The organism is Arcicella aquatica (assembly GCF_034928825.1).
GTDB lineage: Bacteria > Bacteroidota > Bacteroidia > Cytophagales > Spirosomataceae > Arcicella > Arcicella aquatica.
Genome location: NZ_JAYFUL010000072.1, coordinates 1 through 22357 on the forward strand (window position 1 = coordinate 1; position 22357 = coordinate 22357).

General features: G+C 35.3%; 18 protein-coding genes and 1 rRNA gene. 13 read left to right on the top strand and 6 right to left on the bottom strand.

Annotation, left to right across the window (positions count from 1 at the left end):
• A 5S ribosomal RNA gene (gene rrf / locus VB264_RS23900) occupies positions 1-110 on the top strand.
• 364 nt (positions 111-474) lie between these two features.
• On the opposite strand, the gene VB264_RS23905 is transcribed toward rrf, so the two are convergent.
• A complete protein-coding gene (locus VB264_RS23905; RefSeq protein WP_323253756.1) occupies positions 475-4254 on the bottom strand; it encodes an SNF2-related protein in 3780 nt (1259 codons plus the stop codon).
• A 145-nt stretch (positions 4255-4399) separates the two neighbouring features.
• Between VB264_RS23905 and VB264_RS23910 the strand changes: the two genes are divergently transcribed.
• From VB264_RS23910 to VB264_RS23955, 10 genes are all read left to right on the top strand, one after another.
• Positions 4400-6559, top strand: coding sequence for a ComEC/Rec2 family competence protein (locus VB264_RS23910; RefSeq protein WP_323253758.1), 2160 nt, complete (start codon positions 4400-4402; stop codon positions 6557-6559).
• A 108-nt stretch (positions 6560-6667) separates the two neighbouring features.
• Positions 6668-9229 carry a zinc-dependent metalloprotease gene (locus VB264_RS23915; RefSeq protein ID WP_323253760.1) on the top strand — a complete coding sequence of 854 codons (2562 nt, stop codon included), beginning with the start codon at positions 6668-6670 and terminating at the stop codon, positions 9227-9229.
• Positions 9230-9314: 85 nt separating this feature from the next.
• Positions 9315-10223, top strand: coding sequence for a DUF72 domain-containing protein (locus VB264_RS23920; RefSeq protein WP_323253762.1), 909 nt, complete (start codon positions 9315-9317; stop codon positions 10221-10223).
• Positions 10224-10595: 372 nt separating this feature from the next.
• Positions 10596-11180 carry an imidazole glycerol phosphate synthase subunit HisH gene (gene hisH / locus VB264_RS23925; RefSeq protein WP_323253764.1) on the top strand — a complete coding sequence of 195 codons (585 nt, stop codon included), beginning with the start codon at positions 10596-10598 and terminating at the stop codon, positions 11178-11180.
• Positions 11181-11354: 174 nt separating this feature from the next.
• Positions 11355-11711, top strand: a complete 357-nt coding sequence (locus VB264_RS23930; protein WP_323253766.1) for a four helix bundle protein — start codon at positions 11355-11357, stop codon at positions 11709-11711.
• Between the two features lie 103 nt (positions 11712-11814).
• Positions 11815-12537, top strand: coding sequence for a 1-(5-phosphoribosyl)-5-[(5-phosphoribosylamino)methylideneamino]imidazole-4-carboxamide isomerase (gene hisA / locus VB264_RS23935; RefSeq protein ID WP_323253768.1), 723 nt, complete (start codon positions 11815-11817; stop codon positions 12535-12537).
• 194 nt (positions 12538-12731) lie between these two features.
• The gene (gene hisF / locus VB264_RS23940) at positions 12732-13502 is read left to right on the top strand and encodes an imidazole glycerol phosphate synthase subunit HisF (RefSeq protein ID WP_309923062.1); all 771 of its coding nucleotides are present in this window, start codon (positions 12732-12734) and stop codon (positions 13500-13502) included.
• Positions 13503-13629: 127 nt separating this feature from the next.
• A complete protein-coding gene (hisIE, locus tag VB264_RS23945) occupies positions 13630-14229 on the top strand; it encodes a bifunctional phosphoribosyl-AMP cyclohydrolase/phosphoribosyl-ATP diphosphatase HisIE (protein WP_309923060.1) in 600 nt (199 codons plus the stop codon).
• Between the two features lie 31 nt (positions 14230-14260).
• Positions 14261-14605, top strand: coding sequence for a phage holin family protein (locus VB264_RS23950; protein ID WP_323253771.1), 345 nt, complete (start codon positions 14261-14263; stop codon positions 14603-14605).
• Positions 14606-14880: 275 nt separating this feature from the next.
• Positions 14881-15381 (top strand): energy transducer TonB, encoded by a 501-nt coding sequence (locus tag VB264_RS23955; RefSeq protein ID WP_323253773.1) that lies wholly within the window; start codon positions 14881-14883, stop codon positions 15379-15381.
• A gap of 1 nt (position 15382) precedes the next feature.
• Here VB264_RS23955 and VB264_RS23960 read toward each other — a convergent pair whose 3' ends face one another.
• The 5 genes from VB264_RS23960 to VB264_RS23980 form a co-directional block, all read right to left on the bottom strand.
• Positions 15383-15769: a hypothetical protein gene (locus tag VB264_RS23960; RefSeq protein WP_323253775.1), complete on the bottom strand. Its 387-nt coding sequence runs from the start codon at positions 15767-15769 to the stop codon at positions 15383-15385.
• A 113-nt stretch (positions 15770-15882) separates the two neighbouring features.
• Positions 15883-17028 (bottom strand): methionine aminotransferase, encoded by a 1146-nt coding sequence (locus VB264_RS23965; RefSeq protein WP_323253777.1) that lies wholly within the window; start codon positions 17026-17028, stop codon positions 15883-15885.
• 136 nt (positions 17029-17164) lie between these two features.
• Entirely contained in the window at positions 17165-18298 is a 1134-nt protein-coding gene (gene nagA / locus VB264_RS23970; protein ID WP_323253779.1) for an N-acetylglucosamine-6-phosphate deacetylase, read from the bottom strand.
• A 25-nt stretch (positions 18299-18323) separates the two neighbouring features.
• On the bottom strand, positions 18324-19178 hold the full coding sequence (locus VB264_RS23975) for a YybH family protein (RefSeq protein ID WP_323253781.1): 855 nt from the start codon (positions 19176-19178) through the stop codon (positions 18324-18326).
• Between the two features lie 3 nt (positions 19179-19181).
• Entirely contained in the window at positions 19182-20840 is a 1659-nt protein-coding gene (locus VB264_RS23980; RefSeq protein ID WP_323253783.1) for an amidase, read from the bottom strand.
• Between the two features lie 139 nt (positions 20841-20979).
• On the opposite strand from VB264_RS23980, the gene VB264_RS23985 reads away from it, so the two are divergent.
• Together VB264_RS23985 and VB264_RS23990 are read left to right on the top strand one after the other, a co-directional pair.
• Positions 20980-21417, top strand: coding sequence for a hypothetical protein (locus VB264_RS23985; RefSeq protein WP_323253785.1), 438 nt, complete (start codon positions 20980-20982; stop codon positions 21415-21417).
• Positions 21418-21724: 307 nt separating this feature from the next.
• Positions 21725-22234: a D-glycero-alpha-D-manno-heptose-1,7-bisphosphate 7-phosphatase gene (locus VB264_RS23990; protein ID WP_323253787.1), complete on the top strand. Its 510-nt coding sequence runs from the start codon at positions 21725-21727 to the stop codon at positions 22232-22234.
• The last annotated feature ends 123 nt before the right edge of the window (positions 22235-22357 follow it).

A 22357-nucleotide genomic window follows, 5' to 3' on the forward strand; every position in this document is an offset into this window, starting at 1 on the left:
TGGGGTTGATAGGACTGGTGTTCACCTCTTCCCATCTCGAACAGAGAAGTTAAGCCCAGTTCCGTTGATGATACTGCAATCACATGCGGGAAAGTAAATAAACCCCAAAAATATTAGAAAATAGCCATCAGAAATGATGGCTATTTCTGTTTTAAGGACTTGAAGACTGTAAGACTGAAGGATTAAAAGACTATAAGAAACAAGATAAAAGACACAAGACTAGGTAAGTACAGGGGCATATTGCATATGCCCTTTTGGGAAGAAGAACAAAAAATAGCAGAGCCACTTCTTATTTATGGTGTGGCTCTGCTATTTTCACTTAAGGGCTGACTTAAGTAAGCCCCTAAATGAAAAAGACTTAAAAACTATAAGATGATAATCATCCTAAAGTCTTTAAGTCCTATATCTTTTAGTCATACAATCCTAAATCCTTAAGTCTTACAGTCATTTAGTCCTGCAGTCCTCAAAAAACACCTACGAGAACAAATCAATAATATCATCCTGCGATAGCTTTTTCAAGAAACCATCTTCGGTGCTAATAATATCCTTAGCAATGTCTCGTTTTTTATCTTGAAGCAATAATATTTTCTCTTCAATGGTGTCTTTACAAATCATTCTGTAAGCAAATACACTCTTCTTCTGGCCAATTCTGTGCGTTCTATCGATGGCTTGTTGTTCTACGGCAGGGTTCCACCAAGGGTCTACAAGATAAACATAATCTGCTTCAGTAAGGTTAATACCAACGCCACCCGCTTTCAAACTCATCAAAAATACTCGGCAAGTTTCATCATCTTGGAAATGATTCACTCTATCTGCTCTGTCAGTAGTCTTTCCATCCAAATATTCGTACTTGATATTATGCTTTTCAAGATGTTGTTTAATTAAATCCAACATTTTTAAGAATTGACTAAAAATCAAAATCTTATGATTTCCAGCATTCTCTTCAATCTCACGAATGATTTCCTCTAGCTTGGCTGAATTAGTATCATATTCAGTATCATCGTTTAATAGTGCTGGGCTATCACATATTTGACGAAGCTTCAACAAACCTTCAAGAATCAAAAACGCAGCCTTTTCTCTACCATCAACAGACATTTTATCAACCAATTTCTGGCGATAAATCTCACGGAAGGTATCATATACTTTTCGCTGTTTCTTGTCCATTTCACAGTAAATAATACTTTCTGTTTTTTCAGGTAAATCTTTCGCTACTTCCTCCTTTGTTCTTTTGAGCATAAAAGGATACACAATTTTACGTAACTGTGAGGCCTTCTCTTTGTCTTGGTTTTTATCGATAGGATTTGAAAACTCAGCCTTGAAAAACTCACCACTACCTAATAACCCTGGATTGATAAACTCCATTTGAGAGTATAAATCAAACGTGTTATTTTCTACAGGTGTACCTGTCATCACTAAACGATTACGAGATTTTAGTAATTTAACCGCTTTAGAAATCAAGGAGTCTGGATTCTTGATAGCTTGCGATTCATCAAGAATAATATAATTGAAATCAAACTCACGGAAAAGCTCAATATCCGAACGCACCATTCCGTAAGTCGTTAAAATAATGTCATATTCTCGCCAGTGGTCGTTGATTTTTTGTCGAGTTCCCCCGCGATGAACAAACAGTTTTAAATCTGGACAGAATTTTTGTGCTTCAGCTTGCCAGTTGAAAATCAATGTTGTTGGCAAGACTACTAAATTCACACCTTGTGGGTTACGATTCTGTTGTTCTTGAAGAAAAGTAAGCATTTGAAGCGTTTTACCAAGACCCATATCATCGGCAAGGATTCCACCCCAAGAAAATTCATCCAAGAAATTTAACCATTTAAAACCTTCTACTTGATAGTCGCGTAGTTGAGCATTGATGTTTTTAGGTAACTCAATCTCTGCCATTTCTTTGAAATTGAGCAGTTTTTGTTTTTTCTCATACAATTCCTGCTCAAACTCAAAGCTATCGATGTCTTTACTCAATTCATCAATCAACGAAAAGTGCATTTTCGAAAGCTGTAGCTGATCACCTTTTACTTTTCCTAGCTTCAATACACTTTCATATCGCTTTAACCATTCTTCTGGTAGCATTCCTAAAGAACCGTCTTTTAATTCAACGTAGTTTTGTTTTTTCAAAACAGCTTTTTGAATTTCCTTGATACCAATCACTTGGTCACCAAACTGTACCTCTATTTTCATATCAAACCAGTCGATACCTGACCCTGCTTTGATATTAAACTCTGCTTTGTGTGGATTATACCTAAATTTCTTTAAATCTTTAAAACCCAAAATCGTAATATCATGGGCTTTCATGGCTTCGAAAAACTTATAAAGCCAGCCATCTTTCAACACATTATTGAAGGAAAGAAAGAAGAAAGGATATTGACTTTGATTTTCAAAAGTAGGGTGCTGTTCCTTGATAAGATTATAGTAGTTTTTCTCAGCTACATAGTTTCTATGCAGAATAGTTATTTTTTCATTCTCAAAATTTATCTTATTTGTTTTTTGATCATGAGAAAACTCTACCCCGTTTTCATATTCATACATAGGTACAAAAAGCAAATTACCATCGTCTTCTTTAAGGTAGATTTTTATTTGCTGATAATTCACATATTGATTTTCAATTTCCTGATTGATTTGTAAATCAACGGTGAATTTGTCAGCAAGAGGCAACACAAAGTCTTGAAAGAAACCACCAAAATTAGATTTCTTTACCTTGAGTACACCATTCTTTGGAAGATAACTTAATAAGTTAGCTACTTCAGGATTCGCCAATTTATACAAAACATTGCCGATACTACGCACCCAATAACTATTGGGATTGACTAAAGATGCAAGCTTCGTTTTTTTCTGATTGATGGTAGTAAAACCTTCTAATACAATAAAATCGTCTTCTTCTGACAATGTAAAGGAGGGGAATATACGTTCTCTACCAATTTTTATTTCTTCCACATCAACATGACTGCTCACAAAAGATGTTTTACTAGTATGAACTTGTTTGTCGGCTAATAGATTAAAAATTCTATCAAGCTTCTTATTAATATATTCTTCTACAATCGGTAAATCGTTAGCAGATACTTCATCACGATTCAGATAATCATAGAAATAAGGCAAGCGTAAATCTTTTTTCTTACCAAAAGCTTTCAGTCCGTCATCCTTAATGCTATTAATTAAGCCTATTACTTGGCTATCAGCATCGGTCAATACTGGAAAACTTTCAAAGTCACTATCTTTTAGCGAACGGATATAGGCCATTTTGCCATTTGCCCCTGCTTTATAGGAATAGGTATCAATCGCTACATCGTTTACAAACTCTATTCCCTTGAAACGAAGTACATATAAAATTTGTCGAAGCTCTCTATCAACATCATCGTTGTTGATTAAATAAGAGTTTTCAGGCGTACGGAAAATACGGTTATTGATATTTCTCCAGTTCTGAAATTGACTGATTTTTTGAATACTTTGGTCGATACGAACTAACTGAACAGAGCCATCTGCTTTTACTTTAAAATCAAATTTATCTTGTAAATCGTCTTCTAAAGTAAAGCCATATTCTGATAATAGTTTGTTTTTTTCTACGGTATAATCACGCATTCTATCGAATGGATTATTCGGACCATAAGTATCACGGATAGCAATCAATGCACCAATTTTATGAATACATAATTGGTTTTCGATATCTTGCGCACAAGAACAAGAGGTAGCTACTTCGCTATTGAAACGGAGTTTCTCAAATTTTAAATGAAAAATCTCTTTTTTATATTCTACATCTACAATGGCGATGCCATCAATTGCAGAAATAATTTGTACATTTTGAACACTAGCCCTATTTTTCCAATCATCTAAACTAGAATGACTTTTCAATGACCAATCGTCGAAAGTACTAATTCTGATAATGTGGTATGATGTAGGATATGTTTTCTTTAAAGGAAGTGCTTGTATAACGGTTGGTTTGCGGGTAAGCAAATCTTGTTCTAAAAATAATAAGGCTGCTACTCTGTGTTTACAAATCCCACCCCAGTCGTAGGCGCAAGAACAACTTGAGCTTACAATGGCTGTGTTCCAATTGCGAATATGAACGGTATAAAATTTTGAACTAGAATCACTTTTTACTTTAATGGTAGCTTCGCCTTTATCAGTGTAGGATATTTTTTCAAATGTAGTACCCCCTTTTTGATAAATAATCTTACCACGAGAAACACTTTGCGGTAAGGCATTTGATTTGAGGTATTTTCTTAATTTTTCTGCAAGGATTATTGACATTTTTCTGAATGCTTTGTTTGAAATCGGCTAATCCGCAAAGATACAGATAAAAGAAGTGGAAAAGTTAATTAAAAGAGAAAAGGTCAATAATTTACTTTTCATAGAAATTTATTAATTTAGGCAACTATACCTTAAGTCGCTATAGATGAACAACTTCTCTACATTCCCTTTTGTCCGCTTTACAATTGCCTTGATTTTTGGCGTTGTGATTTACAATTTTTTTACTCCTTTGAATATCAAGCTTATTTTTGGGCTTTGGCTCTTGCTGATATTAGTTTATGTGGCCTTATATCTTTACAGGCAACAAATTAAAAACCATCTACTTACAGGTATTTGTGGATTAACCACCTTAGTTTTCACGGGTTACCTGCTTGCATTTCATTCAACCGAAAATAATTATCCACAGCATTATTCACACTATGTTTCAAGGCTTAGTCATTATGAAGTAATTGTGGATAACTTGGTCGAAGAGAAAGAAAATTCATGGAAAGCTATCGCTGAGGTTCGTTCGGTGGTTATCGATAATCGTATATTATCAACTTCTGGAAAAATACTCCTCTATTTTGATAATCAAAATGTGGAAAAACCAAAGTACGGAGACATCTTTTTGATTAAAGGAACACCCCAAGCGATTTCAGCACCTAGAAATCCAGAAGAGTTCGACTATCGTCAATACATGGCTTGGCAAAATATAGGTTTTCAACAATATTGCCGTGCGTCAATGATTGAAAAAGTAGGACATTCGGAACAAAATATCATAAAGGCCTTAGCCATTAAAACCAATTTATTGGCTGATTCTATTTTAACCACCTTTGTAGAAGGTAAAGAGCAATATGGTGTAGCGAATGCCATGATTTTAGGTCAGCGAGATGATATCGATAGCAATTTAATGCAAGCCTATTCTGCTACGGGTGCAGTACACGTATTATCTGTTTCAGGTTTGCATGTAGGTATAATTTATGGTGTTTTGGTTTTTTTACTTAGCTTTTTAAAGAAATGGGGCAAAAATGGAAAACTTCTTATATTAGGTATCACTTTAATTACGCTATGGTTTTATGCTTTCATTGCAGGGTTGTCGTCGCCAGTACTACGCTCTACCTTTATGTTTTCCGTGATTTTAGTTGCCAGAACTTTTCAAAGGAAAGATAATGCTTATAATACTGTAGCTTTCTCAGCTTTCTGTTTGTTGTTGATAAATCCGATTTTTTTATTTAATGTAGGTTTTCAATTATCGTATTTAGCTGTTTTTGGGATGATTTATTTTCAGCCAAAATTTAGTCCTTTTATAGTAATCGATAAAACTGAAAGTTGGCTACATTGGCTTGGTTTTCATCTTTGGCAAATAAGCACCGTAGCCATTGCAGCACAGATTGCGACTTTCCCAATTGCTATTTATTATTTCCACCAATTTCCTAATTATTTTCTGTTGGCTAATCCGTTAGTAATCTTACTTTCTTCATTCGTGCTGATAGCTGGGCTATTCTTTGTGTTTTTTGCAGCATTGTTATTAGTCTTTCACCAACAGGAAATTATCTATGTTTTAGGTCAAGGTTTTAAGTTTTTGATTTTAGCATTGAATAAAACAGTATTATGGTTTGAAAGCCTACCTTATGCCATTACTAAGTTTTTGTGGATTTCACAGTGGGAAATGTACTTATTATATGCGCTTATTTTTGCCCTGATAGTTTTGTGGAAAACACAGTTGTTTAAGTGGGTTCGTATCAGTAGCCTAATCGTTTGCTTATTAATAGTGTTTATTATCAGTAAAAATATGAGACAACGCAGTCAAGATTTTTTAATAATTCATGCTATTCCAAAACATAGTGCTTTTTCTGTCATTAAAGGCAAAAAAGCAATAATATTGGCAGACAAATCACTTTTAGAAAGTAGAAAAGACATTAGTTTTAGGTTGAATAACCTTTGGGCGAAATGTGGAGTAGTGGATACAACGAAAGTAAACTTAATGGACAATCAGTACTTAAAAGATTTTGACATGATTTCCCAAAGCAAAGATTCAATAACAATATTAGCTTGGCACGACAAGACCTTTTTATGGATAGGTAAAAATTTAAAAAAGAAAGACTTTGATGCCCAAAATCAGTTTTTTGATTATGTGATTCTTGCCAACAAATCTGTACTTGATTTGAATCAGTTGGTGGATAAAGTGCAATTCAAGTGTTTAATCATTGATGCTTCTTATACAGATTGGTATGCAGATAAGCTGAGTAATCAAGCAAAACAATTAGGAATAACTTATCATAATTTGCGAAAAAATAATGCGTATCAAATAGGTGTTGGTGATTAATACGACAAAGTATTAAGTAAACTATTACCACTCATCAAACTAAATTTCCAAAATACACCTTAATCACTTAATTTAGACACCTTAAAATTCTAATAATTTAAAGTCATCATGCTAAAAACTCAAACAAAACTTTCTCTGATTGCTTTGTCATGTTTTGCTTTTACAGTAAATGCACAAGACAAAAAAGGAGATACCAAAGCCCCAGTGGCCGCCACGACAGCACCAACTCCTAAACCAGCAGAAGCACCTAAGCCTGGTCCTAAGCCTTATAAGGAGGTAATTACCGATAAAGCAAAAACTTCAAAAGGGCTTTTTACGGTTCACAAAATTGAGGATAAATATTTCTTCGAAATTCCAGACTCATTGATGGGAAAAGAAATCATGAGTATTACGCGTCTTGCTAAAACAGCAACGATTCCTGGTACTTATGGTGGTGAAATGTTGAACCGTCAGGTAATTCGTTTCGAGAAAGCACCAGAAAATAAAATTTTCCTTCGTGCTGTTCAGTACATTAACGTTTCTGCTGATTCTACAGCACCACTTTACAAAGCTGTTAAGAACTCTAACGTAGAGCCAATCGCTCAGGCTTTTGATTTAAAAGCTATCAAAAAAGATTCTGTAAGCAAAACGAGTGCTTCGGTAATTGAAGTAACAGATTTTTTTAAAGGAGATAATCAGATATTTTCGTTGCCTCCTTATGCAAAAACAACGTATAAGTTTACATCAATAGCTCCTGATCGTTCTTATATACAGTCAATCAAATCGTATCCAATCAATACAGAAATCAGGACAGTTAAAACATTTAATGCTATTCCGCCAATGCCAGGTGGAGCACCAAGTCCAATTCCTACGGTAAATATCCCAGCCGCAGCGGCTACTGGAGCAGTTACGATAGAATTGAATACGTCGATGATTTTGTTGCCAAGTACACCAATGAAAAAACGTTATTTCGATAACAGAGTTGGATACTTCGCTACTGGATATACCGTGTTTGATGATAATTCACAACGTACAGAGGACCAAACTTTTGCAGTTCGTTGGAGATTAGAGCCTAAAAATGCAGAAGATGCTGCTAAGCAAAAAAGAGGAGAATTGATTGAGCCTAAAAAACCAATTGTATATTATATCGACCCAGCAACACCTGAAAAATGGCGTAAATATTTGAAGCTAGGTGTTGATGATTGGCAAAAAGCTTTTGAAGCGGCTGGTTGGAAAAATGCTATCCGTGGAGAAATCTTGACAGATAAAGATACAACGATTAGCCTAGAAGATGCTCGTTATTCTGCGATTCGCTATTTCGCTTCTGATATCGAGAATGCTTATGGCCCTAACGTAAATGACCCACGTTCTGGAGAAATCCTAGAAAGCCATATTGGTTGGTACCATAACGTAATGAAGTTATTGAAAAAATGGTATATGACTCAAGCTGCGGCAGTTGACCCACGTGCAAGAAAAAATAAGTTTGATGATGAGTTAATGGGTGATTTGATTCGTTTTGTATCATCACACGAAGTGGGTCATACTATCGGTTTACGTCATAATTATGGTTCAAGCAGTACTGTACCTGTTGAGAAACTTCGTGACCCGAAATGGATTGCAGAACATGGACATACGCCATCAATCATGGACTATGCTCGTTTCAACTATGTAGCACAGCCAGAAGACGGTGTGAAAGACTTGTATCCACGCATTGGTGAATATGATATTTGGGCTATCAAGTGGGCATACCAAGCATTAGACGGTGAAACACCTGAGGAAGACCAAAAAACACTTAATAAACAATATATTCAAGAGTTTGCTAAAAACCCAAGAATTTGGTTCGGAACAGAAATGAACCCTTACGACCCTCGTACTCAAAGTGAATGTTTGGGCGATGATAATATGTTGGCAAGTGAGTATGGTATCAAAAACTTGAAAAGAATTGTACCAAACTTAACAGAATGGACGAAAGAAGAAGCACAGGATTATGATATGTTATCAGAGGCTTATAACGAAATTGTTACGCAGTATCGTCGTTATATTGGTCATGTTAGCAAAAACGTTGGTGGTGTTTACGAAACGCCAAAAACGATGGATCAGCAAGGAGCAGTTTATGAACCAACGCCTAAGGCTGTTCAGAAAAGTGCTGTTTTATGGTTAAACCGTCAGGTTTTTGATACGCCATCTTGGTTATTAGATGATAAAATTATTACAAAAATTCGTCCAGACTATGGTGTTGATGCTATCAGCCGTATTCAAGAAGCTACTTTGAATAATTTATTTACTTCAGACCGACTACAACGTTTGGTTGAAATGAATGCTAAGACCCCAGCGAGCTATGGCTTAGATGAATTCTTTACAGATGTTCGTTCGTCTATTTGGTCTGAAGCACGTACACACAAAGTAACAGATGCTACACGCAGAAACTTACAAAAAGTGTATGTTGAAAAAATGATTAGCATCTTAAATGGCACTGCTGTAGGTGGTTCGGGAGGGTTTAGTTTCAGAGGAACTGTTGTTCCTGCTGCGGTTGATCCTCGTAAAACAGATATTACTTCGGTAACGCGTGGACATTTATTGGCATTGAAAAGTGAGTTGAAAGCAGCGTTGCCTTTAACAACCGACAAAATGACAAAATACCATTTTGAAGATGTATTATTCAGAATAGAAAAAGGACTAGATCCTAAATAACAATAGACCATTTGTCTTGATAATGAAATCCTGCCAGTACTGGCAGGATTTTTTTGTTATCTTTAAATATTAAATAATTAAGCAGATGGATTTCGGTAAACTACCTATACAAGAAATAGATAAAGTAAATTTCACCTTTCAGACAGACAATACTTTCAATGAAAAAGTATTGGGCAATATGCCTGTCAGAAAACCTATTGTACACGTTGGCTGTCCGGTTTGGTCAAACAAAGATTGGAATGGGAAAATCTACCCCCACTCAGCCAAAACGGCTGACTATTTGTCGCTTTATTCCAGACAATTTAATACGATTGAACTGAACGTTACTCATTATCAAATTCCAAGTGAAGAAACGATTGAGCGATGGAAAGAAGAAACTGCAGACAACTTTACCTTCTGCACAAAGTTTCCACAAATTATTTCGCACGATAAAATGCTTCAAAAGGCAGAGAGTTTAACAGAGGCTTTTTGTAGGAAGATATTAGATTTGGATGAAAAATTGGGAATGCCATTTTTACAATTAGCACCCTATTTTACGCCAAAACAATTTTATGCATTAGAAAAATATCTTAAAGATTTACCTGCTGAATTGAGAATAGCGGTAGAGTTTCGTCATGAGGATTGGTTTAACAATGAAAAAATCTGGCAAGAAGCTTTGTCATTGTTAAATCACTACGGACATGGGACTGTTATAACGGATGTAGCAGGAAGGAGGGATGTAGTACATCAGAGTTTATCAAACAAAATAGCAACTATCCGTTGGGTTGGTAATGAACATTCTTCCGACCGCCAGCGAGTAGATGAATGGATACAAAAACTAAAAATGTGGTTTCATCAGGGTTTAGAAGAAGCCTATATTTTTGTACATATTTGCGAAAGTACATTTGCTCCAGAATTAGCGCTGTATTGGATTCAGCAATTAAATAAGCATTGTGGTTTAACCTTAAAAGAGCCAAAGTTCTTACCAAAAGTGGAACAGATGAGTTTGTTTTAGCTGTGAGCTATGAGCTATCAGCTATGAGCTTTTTTTGTTTTAACTCAACCATTATTTAAAATTAAAAACTTATAGCTGATAGCTCAAAGCTCACAGCTAAAGAAAATTTTATCCTATTTCACACTAAATACCAAATCTTTAGGAAGTAAATTTCAAAATAATAACTATTTTTGCATCATGATTTTCAAAGGCACACATCATTACCATCATGTAATTTCCTAAACAGGGAAGGCTGATGAGTATTGTGCCAATAGCAACGACACAAGTATTCGATATAAATAGAAGCCTGATTCCTGAAAAGAGTCAGGCTTTTTCATGCAAAACGCTGAGTTTAAATGAGTAATAGCAGCGATTTACCCTTAATTCTGAAAAATGAAAACAGTAATAATCAAATACAATGCAGGGAATGTTCAGTCGGTAATGTATGCCTTGGATAGGATAGGTGTAAATTATCTTTGGACAGATGATGAGGATGAAATCCGTTCGGCTGATAAAGTGATTTTTCCGGGTGTAGGCGAGGCAAGTACTGCGATGGCTTATCTGCGTGAAAAAGGATTGGATAAGGTTATCCCTTCATTGAAACAACCTGTATTGGGTACTTGTGTGGGGATGCAATTGATGTGTCGTTATTCAGAGGAAAACGATACTACCTGCATGGGAATTTTTGATATTGATGTAAAACGTTTTGATGCTACATCCTTCAAAGTACCTCATGTTGGTTGGAATAATATTTACAATCTTAAAAGCGAGCTGACCGATGGCTTAAAAGAAAGTGCTTTTATGTATTTTGTGCATAGCTATTATGCTGAAATCAGTCAATATACTGTGGCAGAATGTGATTATGTTCAGCCTTTTTCAGCAATGCTCCATAAAGATAATTTCTACGCCGCCCAATTCCACACTGAAATCAGCGGTAAGGAGGGGCAGAGGATTATTGAGAATTTTTTGAAGGTATAGGTTTGGGACTGTAGGACTTTAGGATTTTGGGACTTTAAGACTAGAGGACTTTAGGTTTTGGAATTGTTGAATTATAAGACTGTAAAGCCTTGAAGACTTTAAGTTTAGAAATTCTAAGATTAAAGGAATTTTTAAAGAAATAGATTTTACACTGATTTATATTTAATAATCTACATGAGAGGACATAATTTTAGAGAACTCAACGTTTGGAAACAGGCTGTAGTCTTTGTTACTGAGATATACATTTTAACTAGAACTTTTCCGCAAGAAGAAATATATGGCTTGACTTCTCAGATTAGAAGAGCTGCTATCTCTATACCATCAAATATTGCCGAAGGTTCTGGAAGAAGTTCGAAAGACTTTACTCGATTTTTGGATATGAGTCTCTCTTCAGCTTATGAAGTAGAAACGCAGTTAATGATTGCGCAAAATTTAGCATATATTTCAACAGACGATTTTCAACGAATGATTGAAATCTTGAAAAGTATAGAAAATCAATTACACGGTTTGTCAAAATATTTAAATAAATGATTTTTTAAAGACTAGAGGACTTTAAGACTAAAAGACTATAAGAGTTTAATTATCTTCTAGTCCTAAAGTCTCAAAATCCTAAAGTCTTAAAGTCTAAGAAAAAATGATCCAAATAATACCAGCCATAGATTTAATTGATGGGAAGTGTGTCCGTCTTACGCAGGGCGATTATGCTCAGAAGAAAATCTATAATGAAAACCCATTAGAAGTTGCCAAGTCGTTCGAAGATGCTGGCATTCAGCGTTTGCACCTAGTTGATTTAGACGGAGCCAAACAAAAACGTATCGTTAATCACAAAGTGTTAGAACTGTTGGCGACCAAAACCAGTTTGCATATTGATTTTGGTGGAGGTGTACAATCTGATGAAATGATTGAAATTGCCTTTAACTCAGGAGCGAAGCAAGTAACAGGCGGAAGTGTAGCCGTAAAGAATCCTACTTTATTTGAAGGATGGTTACAGAGCTACGGTGGCGAAAAGATTATTTTAGGGGCTGATGCTCGCAATGAAAAAATTGCTATTTCAGGTTGGGAAGAAGCTACCACCACTTCTGTTTATGACTTTGTAGGAAACTATATAGAAAAAGGAGCAAAATATGCTATCTCGACAGATGTAGCTAAAGACGGATTATTAGAAGGACCAAGTTTTGAATTATATAAAAATTTGCAAGACCAATTTCCTAGCCTACACATTATTGCTAGTGGAGGCGTTTCGGTAATGGATGATATTTTGAAATTAGACGAAATGAATATTTTCGGAGTAATTGTTGGTAAAGCAATTTATGAAGGAAGAATCAGCTTAAAACAGATTGCAGCATTGCATAAATAGCTGTAAGCTTTGAGATGTCAGTTTTCGGAATTTTCTTTATTTTTTTAAGAAGAAAATATTTTTTACCCGCAGATTTTCGCAGAAAAAATACGCTGATGTCGCTGATAATATAAGTTCCTAATGTCCTTTAGTCTTAAAGTCTTAAAATAAAAAAAAGGCTCAAAGCTCATTGCTCAAAGCCGATAGCTATAACAATGCTTACAAAAAGAATAATACCTTGTCTTGATATAAAAGATGGTCGTACGGTAAAAGGCACAAACTTTGTAAACCTGCGCGATGCTGGAGACCCCGTAGAGTTAGGGGCAATTTATGCGGAACAAGGAGCAGACGAATTAGTATTTTTGGATATTACTGCTACGGTGGACAATCGAAAAACATTAATAGATTTAGTAAGAAACGTAGCTCGTAATGTAAATATTCCTTTTACTGTTGGAGGAGGCATTTCATCTATCGAAGACGTGTCTGCACTGCTCAATGCTGGGGCTGATAAAGTATCTATTAACTCCTCGGCTGTGCGTAGACCAGAACTAATTGACGAATTAGCTTTGCAGTTTGGCTCGCAATGTATTATCGTAGCGATTGATACACGCTTTGTTGAAACGGATAAAGGTATTAAAGAACATATAGTACATACGCATGGCGGAAGAAAACCAACAGAATACCGGACTTTAAATTGGGCGAAAGAAGTAGAAAACCGTGGTGCAGGAGAAATCTTATTGACATCAATGGATACGGATGGTACCAAAGCAGGTTTTGCCAATGAATTAACGGCAACTATCTCGGGTAATTCTTCAATTCCTATTATTGCCTCAGGTGGGGCAGGTACTATGGAACATTTTAATGAAGTGTTTACTATCGGTAAAGCTGATGCTGGATTAGCCGCTAGTATTTTCCATTTCAAAGAAATTGATATTATTGCATTAAAAGAATACTTGAGAGATAAAGGTATTTCGATGAGATTATAATGAAATGATGTTGATTATTTATTAAAATTCAAGAGAGAGTAACTGAGGTTGTTTTAATTCTTTTAGGAATTAGGATTGCTATTATTTCAAGAAAATAACCATAAAGAACCAAATTGGTTTGAAAAAAATGAAAGTAGACTTTGAAAAACAGGGTGGACTAATCCCTGCTGTCATACAAGATGCAAAGACAGAAAAAGTATTAATGCTTGGTTACATGAATCAAGAGGCTTTGGAAAAAACAGAGCGTGAAGGAATAGTAACTTTTTTTAGCCGTTCTAAACAACGTTTATGGACTAAGGGTGAAACTTCTGATAATTTTTTACATGTTGTAGAAATTCTAAAAGATTGCGACGAAGATACTTTATTGATTAAGGTAAACCCCGCAGGTCCTACGTGCCATACAGGAGCTGACACTTGTTGGGGTGAAAAAAATGAACCAGGACAAGCAGGATGGTTGAATCACCTAAAGGCTGTCATCCGTGACCGCAAAAATAATCCTTCAGAGAAGTCTTATACTGCAAGTTTATTCGAAAAAGGCACAAATAAGATTGCTCAGAAAGTAGGAGAGGAAGCAGTAGAATTGGTGATTGAAGCGATGGATAATAACGATGAGTTGTTCAAAGGGGAGGCTGCGGACTTATTATTTCATTATTTAGTCCTATTAGAGCAAAGAGGACTTGACTTTGATGAAATTATTGATGTACTTCGCTCAAGACATTCAAGATAAATGAATATTTAAAAACAAATTAAATTGTAAAATGATAAACTTCATTATCAAGTATTTAGTCCTTGCCATTGTCATTATGTTTAGTACTAGATATATAAATGGAATTTTTATTGATGGTTTTCAGACTTCCTTTTTAGTTGTATTAGCGATGGGTTTTGCCAATACCTTTGTGAAGCCTATTTTAAAACTTATCAGTTTCCCAATTACTATTCTTTCATTGGGTTTGTTCTTGTTAGTTATCAATGTAATAGTAGTATATATAGTAGATTATTTTATTGATGGATTTTCGGTAAGAGGTTTTATTCCTCCTTTGATTTTTAGTCTTGTTTTATCAATTACCTCTACAATTTTAGGATGGTTTTTTGATAAAGATTAATATCATATAAGTATTTTATATTACCCAAAGTATGCTATAACCATTTGTTTTCCAATTATATATAATTTTTTATATATAATTGGAAAACATCAAAAAAATATTTAAATTTGTGCGTTCAAATCTTATCATAAGTTAATAAACTAGATAAACGATAGACTTTAATTTTCATGCCTTGAATAATAAGTGTTATTGGTTTGTTTGTTCAGAAAAGTACCCTGAGAATTAATAGAAATTAGCCTGTTTTTTAAAATTATAAAATTCCTAAGTAGACAATTATGAAAACTTTTACACTATTGGGATTAGTCCTTTTATTAGGGATTAATAGTGCCCGAGCACAAAAAAGTACCATCTCTTCAGCTCCTTTTTCAGAAAAAGATAAAAATCTTATCGCTAGTGTTTTAGAAACACATGTAAGTCTTGCCAACAAAAAAGACAGAGATAATCAGTCTTATTTTGAAAATATGACACTTGATTTAGACTCAACCTATTACGAAGTTGAAACGCTTGCAAAATTCTCAGAAAAGAATGATGAACTAAATAAATTTATCTCTCAAAACTTAGTTCGTCCAAGTGATTATAAAGGAGAAACTGTATTAGTGAGATTTAAAGTAGAGCGTTTTGGAGAAATTAGTAAAATTCACGTCTTGGATACAGGTATTTCTCCCACATTGAGTGCTGAGGTAATCAAACTAGTCAAAAAAATGCACAATTGGATTCCTGCTCAAATACATGGAACATCCGTTGCTTCGTTTTATGTTTTGCCGATAAAGTTTTAAATTATTCTTCGGGCATTCCTCTTTGAAAATTTACTTCTGTAGCCATGCCCATAGCACTGAACCTCACGGCCATCATTTGTGCAGTAGATTTCTTTTTGATGTCATCACAGTGGTTGCCGGGTTCTAAGAAATAAATATAGTATTCTTGGCTACGGTCTGCTAATTGTTGAATATCAGGTTTGCCTAGATAATCATCAATATCATTAGAGCTTACGCCTTTTATTTCGTCTTTTAAAGATTTTAGTTTTTCAACCATTTTCAATCTGTCGCCTTTACAACCACCACGATCAGCACGCCATTTTTCAAGATCCAAACCATCAAGTTTGGGCTGTTTGGTACAGGCAATGCAACTAACAAATAGTAATATTATATAAATTGAATGTTTCATGTTTTTGGAAAATCAGTTTAACTTAAAAATTTAATACAATCTAATCACCAGCCCAATTATAAAAAGTGTAATACCAATTAATTAATTATCGAAACTTTATGGCAAGCATGTTTTTAAAGTTTCGATAATTTCTCACCAGCCTTCTCTAGTGTTTCATCATCTTTCGCAAAACAGAATCGTAGTATTTTAAAATCATTTTTTTTATGGTAAAATACAGAAACTGGAATACTAGCCACACCAATTTCTTTGGTGAGCCTAATCGCTAATTCATAATCGTTTTCATCCGTAATTCTTTCATAATTTACACATTGAAAGAAACTGCCCTTAGCAGGTGTAAAGGTAAAGCGAGAATCTTTAATACAAGCTAAAAACTTATCACGCTTTTCTTGATAGAACGATGGAATTGAAAGATAGTTTTGAGGGTCTTGTAAAAAATCAGCCAAAGCATATTGAATAGGGGTTACCGTAGAGAACGTTAGCCATTGATGTACTTTCCTGAATTCTTCGCTCAATTGTTTAGGAGCTAAACAATAGCCAACTTTCCAGCCAGTAACATGAAATGTTTTCCCAAAAGAGCCACAAATAAAACTTCTTTCTTTTAAAATTGGGTGACGAAGCAAAGACCAATGAGCAAGACCATCGAAAATAATGTGTTCGTATACTTCATCTCCAATCAGGAAAATATTAGTGTCTTTAATGATTTCAGCTAAACTATTTAAATCTTCTTGTGAAAGAACAGTCCCTGTAGGATTATGAGGCGTGTTTAGGATAATTAATTTCGTTCGTTCATTAATCTTTCCTTTTACAATATTCCAATCAATCTTATAGTCATTTTCTGGAGTCAAGGTCACGTACACAGGAACGCCACCATTTAAAGTAACAGCAGGGGCATAGGAATCATAACAAGGCTCGAGCAAGATAACTTCATCGCCATGATGAACAACTGCTGTTATGGCAGCATACAATGCCTCTGTAGCACCACACACTACGGTTACTTCACTATCTGGGTGATAGTGAACTTGGTACAAATCGCTTACTTTCTGTGCAATTACTTCACGGAGTGCCTGAATACCCGCCATCGGGGCATATTGATTCATCCCTTTTTTAAGGTAATGATTAACTAACTCTGTTAATATAGGAGAACAATCAAAATTAGGAAAACCTTGTGATAAGTTCAACGCTCCGTGTTCGGAAGCTAATTTGGACATTACTGTGAAAATAGTAGTACCTGTATTGGGTTGTTTAGAAATCAAATTCATTTTTACTTGATGCTTTCGGGATTCGGCTTTCGGATGTCAGATTTTAATAACTGCATGCTTAGAATTAATAAATTAATTAATAATATCTTCTCCCTTAATTCACTAACTCACAATTCACTCACTCATTCACAATTACCTAAAACCACTCTAAGCAACCATTTTCAACTAAGCCTTTAATATTGAGGGAATCATCAAAGATAATCATGTTGGCTTGATAACCATTTTTGATATGTCCTAAAGAATGGTCTAGTGCTAACACTTCTGCGGGATACGTAGAAGCCATCCTGAGGGCTTCTTGTAATGGAATATTTACTTTTTCAACACAGTTGATGACTGCTTGAATCATCGTTAAAGCAGAGCCTGAAAGCGTTCCTTTAGTATCGGTATAATGCGTACCTGCGTGAATAAATTTATAATCGCCAGAAACATCATTCGTTACTGCATCAGTAATGATAAACAGTCTTTTGCCCATTATTTTTTTAGAGATTTTCACACTAGCAAAATCAACATGAATGCCATCAGGAATAATACTTGCCCAAGCATCAGAATCATAAGTAGCACCTACTAAGCCAGGTTCACGCCCTTGAAAAGCCGACATAGCATTAAATAAATGGGTTACTCTTTTAATTCCCTTGTTGAAAGCATATTTCGCTTGCTGATAAGTAGCGGAGCTATGACCAGCCGCAATTTTAATATCGCTTTGTAAGAGTAAGTCTAATTGTGTATCTGTAAACTCTTCAGGTGCGATGGTCATGTAAGTAGGCAAACCCACGCAAGCCTCAATAATGGTTTTCAGTTCTTCGTCTGTGGGCTTTCTGATAAATTCAGCCACATGTGCACCTCTTTTAGGAAAGCTAAAAAACGGGCCTTCTAAATGTAAACCTGCCAATCCTTGTCCACCGTTTTTGAGATAGCTTTTAGCTACCGCTATCGATTCAAGTATTTTATCAAGCGGTGTTGACGAAAGCGTTATCTGAAAATGCGTAGTGCCAGATTTACGAATTTCCAGATAAGTATTATGAATAGTTTCCTCCGTTGTTTTTGAATTATACAAACTTCCACCACCGCCATAAATCTGAATATCTATTAAAGCAGGAGCAATATTGAAGCCTTTTAAATCAATAAGTTGAATTTCAGGAAAGAGATTGTCTAAATCTTCAATGTCTTCTTCGTCCAATATTCTTGCAATCTTATTAGCTTCTATCACTAATATTTTATTGTTAAGAATTTCTTCAGAAGTAAATATCTGGCAATTTTTTAAAGCGTACATAATGGGTAAATTGAAATATGCTAAATTAAATACTTACGATTTCTAAGGTGATTTTCCAAACCCCTTTTGCTTCCTGACGCCACATTCTTAAATAACTTCCTGAGCTGCCTTTTCCCGATACTGTTCCGTAAACACACACTAAATCGCCCGATGCTGAGGCAATCGCCTTTAAGCCAGTATAGATAAGTTTTTTATCATAGCTTTTTTTCAGAAAAGCTCCAGCAGCGTCTTTCCCAATAATTGGCAGTTGGCTATTTCTATAAATCCTAACATTTTGAGATAAATGAGGCTCAAAGGGATTGAGAGCCGTCTTAGCATTTTTCCAAAAGAAATGATCCTGCATAAAAACAAAACGTTCGGCTAAGGTAGCAGGATTTTTTAAATCGGCAGGTTTAAAAACAGGATAATTCTTGATGATTTGCGTGCTTTTACTAGCATTATCTGCATGACCTACGCCAATGTCAACGGCAACTTTCCATGTATCATCGCTTTGTTTTTTCCACAAAGTAACGAAGGTACCAAAACCAAAAGCTTTTCCGTCTGCTGTTTTATCATGAATTTGCCAATTCCCTGCAGTATAACCTAAATCGGCAGCACCTGAAATTTCTGCGAAATTAGGCTGCCAAGTTAAAACCTGCTGAAAATCCTGATTCTGCCATTTTTCTAGTCCATTTACGGGCATCCCTTTCTCAAAAACAATGGCATCTTTCCCCAAAAAGGATAAAAAAGCATTTTTTGTGCCTTTATCGATAGATGTTTGTGCAAAGGCTTTTTCGCTTTCTATCATTTTCTGTAGCGCCTCTTCTTGCTTAACATCTTGCGAGAAGGTGGCTAAGGGAAAACCCAAAGCCACAGTTAAGAACAATTGTTTAAAGTACATATCTTATAATTTAGGATGCTTCAAATGGAAGTCTGTGGCATCTTGATAAATTTTTGCTACTTGTAATAATTTACCTTCGCCAAATAGTTTACCCATAAATGTAATGCTAGTAGGGCGACCTTCCGCACGAAAACCATTAGGTAATACTACACATGGGTGACCAGTAAGATTCGTCATTGTCAAATTTCTACTAGCGAAAGCTGGTGATAAGTAAACGTCAATTCCTTTCAGCCTATTGTTGAATTCTTGAATCAATAAAGTTCTATGACGATTCGCCTGTAAATATTCAACCGCAGGGACGAGTCGGGCTGCTCTAAAAGAAGTTGGCCAAGCATTTTTAACTTGACGAACCATTAAATCATCTTTACCAGAACGTGTCAGCTCATCGAAAGCTGCTGCTGCTTCCACAGTCAACAAAAAACTAATGTCGCTGGATGGTAGGTTTGGCAATTCTAAAGGAATTAATTCTGCTCCCAATTTTTTCATCATGACCAAGGTAAGGGAATCTTGCGTCTTATTTGGATATTTCCCTTCAAAATCTTTTTTCAAGTACGCTATTTTAATGCCTTTCAAGTCTTTTTTGTTACCATCAAACTGAAACGGAGCATCTATCACACTTTGGTCTTGGTCGTCTTTTCCGTAGATGGCATTAAATACGATGGCACAGTCTTCAACGGTTCTACAGATTGGTCCAAGTTTGTCCATACTCCAACTTAACGCCATCGCACCCGTGCGAGGTACGCGACCGAAAGTAGGACGTAAACCTGTATCACCACATTCGGAAGAAGGAGAAACAATAGACCCTAACGTTTCTGAACCAATGGCAAAAGGCAATAACCCCGCTGACACTGATGAAGCCGAACCTGCCGAAGAGCCAGAAGAACCACGCTTTAAGTCCCAAGGGTTTTTAGTAGTACCACCAAACCAAACATCGCCCATGGCTAATTCCCCTAACGTTAGTTTGGCACATAAAACTGCTCCAGCTTTCTCTAAACGTTGAATCACGGTTGCGTCGTAATCCAAGACTTGGTCTTTGTAGGGTACAGAACCCCACGTGGTTTTATAACCCTTTTTTGCTAATAAATCTTTTGCTCCGTACGGAATGCCGTGTAACAAACCTTTGTATTTCCCAGCAGCTATTTCAGCATCTGCTTGTGAAGCCTGTTTCAAGGCTAATTCTTCCGTAAGGGTAACTACACACGCTAACTTGAGGTCATACTTTTTCAGCCGTTCTAAAAAGAATTTGGTCAACTCTAATGAAGTAATTTGTTTACTTTGAATCAAAGCAGCCAATTGTCTGACAGAGTAAAAAGCTAACTCATTTTTGTCTTTTGGCAAAGTGATTTTTACAATATTAGACGCTTTGAAATAGGAAGCACCTTTTTCAAACTCGAATCCTTGGGGTAATGGATTAAAAACTAGGGCAGGAGCCACTTCATTTTTTAGTTCAACCTTTCTGTTTTCTTCAAAATTTTTGCGAGTAGTAGTAAGTTTAGCAAGCATTGAATCTGCTTCTGGCTGAGTAAACTCTAAACCAATAATTTTTTCGGCCTTTTTGACGATGTCAATCGTGATGGCTTCATTTTCAAGTGATTTAGTAATAAATGCTCCCAAAGCCATACTTCCGAGACAAAGGGATGAAATCAATAAAGTTTTTTTCATGAAATATTATTTTGTGGGATGAAGTGAGGAAAACAGCATAAGCTAAAGTTCTTAATGATGTTTTTATAAAATTACGCTATAAACGAAATCTTTGTTTATTATCTTTGGGAAAAATTGGTAATTCAAAATCCTAAAATTTATGTATGAAATTTTTCAGTTAATCCATAAGACACTTTTCTTTGTCGTAGTCATTCTTGGGCTAATCGTTTTAGTGCGCGCAGCGATGGGACTCACATCAAAAAGTGAATTCACAGACACAGACCGTAAGTTGGGTCTTTTCTTCCTTATCTCGAACCATACTCAACTATTAATTGGTTTAGTATTGTATTTGTTCTTGAGTCCGTTTGGTATCAAAGCATTTACAGACTTTGGTTCAGAAGTAATGAAAATTGCTGAATACCGTAAAATTGCTGTTGAACATATCTTCACAAACATCATTGCTATTGCTTTGATTACAGTAGGGTATTCTAAGAATAAACGTGCGACTGCTTCAATCGTTCGCCATAAAAATGCATTGATTTTCTTTGGCTTAGGGTTGATTTTATTATTGAGTCGTATTCCTTGGGATAAGCTTTAGTATTGGCTATCGGCAGTCAGCTATCGGCTTTCAGAAATTGATTATCTGATAGCTGAAATCCGATGGCTAAAAGCCAAAATCAATAAATTCTTATATTTCTAATAGATTTTTTGTTAAAAACGCAGACTTATCAGAAAGTCTGCGTTTTTTTGTGAAAAATCTGAATACTATTTCATTAGATAAAAAAATAAAACTAATTGTGCAAAAAAATAACAAAATAGTTATATTGTATCGTAGTTTTAGCTTTGAACCAAATCATCCTGATTTTCAAAGCCGTTTTGTTATCTATTGACTAAATTTATAAGTGATGAAGAAATGTATTTTTTTAGACCGTGATGGCGTATTGAACATAGACCGTGTTGATTATGTGTACCGACTTGAGGATTTGATTATTCCTGATGGCGCCATTGAAGCATTGAAAAGATTTAAAGAAGCAGGCTACTTATTAATTGTTATTACCAATCAATCAGGAATTGCCAAAGGAATTTATACGCGAGAGGATGTATGGAAATGTCATAACTATTTTCAAGAGCAATGTGGGAACCTGTTAGATGATATTTACTTTAGCCCCCATCATGAAAAATTTAACTCGGCATCATTGACGCGTAAGCCAGATTCATTAATGATAGAAAAAGCGATTGCTAAATATAAAATAGATAGAGATTCCTCTTGGATGATTGGCGATGCTCATCGTGATATTAAAGCAGGGAAAAAAGCAGGTGTAAAAACGATACATTTAACGGAAAAACCAGAAGAATCGTTATCAGAGCTAACAACGAGTAATTTGTTAACAGCAAGTGAATTGGTTTTACAATAAAAACAAAGAGGCTGTCCCAAAAGGATAGCCTCTTTTTAATGGTCAATTTTATAGAACGCTATAATTTTCCATTCCTAATTTTCTAAAGTCGAATTTGAAGAATTCTAAATATTTTAAGAGACT